Origin of the sequence: Colwellia sp. BRX10-3 (genome assembly GCF_014077505.1) — a bacterium.
Lineage (GTDB): Bacteria > Pseudomonadota > Gammaproteobacteria > Enterobacterales > Alteromonadaceae > Cognaticolwellia.
Genome location: NZ_JACGWA010000052.1, coordinates 1 through 281 on the forward strand (window position 1 = coordinate 1; position 281 = coordinate 281).

At 46.6% G+C, this 281-nt stretch carries 2 tRNA genes; both read right to left on the reverse strand.

Annotated elements, in window-relative coordinates:
• Positions 1-49: 49 nt before the first annotated feature.
• A tRNA-Val gene (locus H4J38_RS17005) sits at positions 50-125 on the reverse strand.
• A gap of 31 nt (positions 126-156) precedes the next feature.
• Positions 157-232 (reverse strand) — tRNA-Val (locus H4J38_RS17010).
• Between the last annotated feature and the right edge of the window lie 49 nt (positions 233-281).

The window sequence follows — 281 nt, forward strand, 5'->3', positions numbered from 1 at the left end:
CAACTGAGCTAATCGTCCATTTTAGTTTTACTTCTATATGGCATAGAAATGGTGGACGATACTGGGCTTGAACCAGTGACCCCCGCCTTGTAAGGGCGGTGCTCTCCCAACTGAGCTAATCGTCCATTTTAGTTTTATTTCTATATGGCATAGAAGTGGTGGACGATACTGGGCTTGAACCAGTGACCCCCGCCTTGTAAGGGCGGTGCTCTCCCAACTGAGCTAATCGTCCATTTTAGTTTTACTTCTATATGGCATAGAAATGGTGGACGATACTGGGC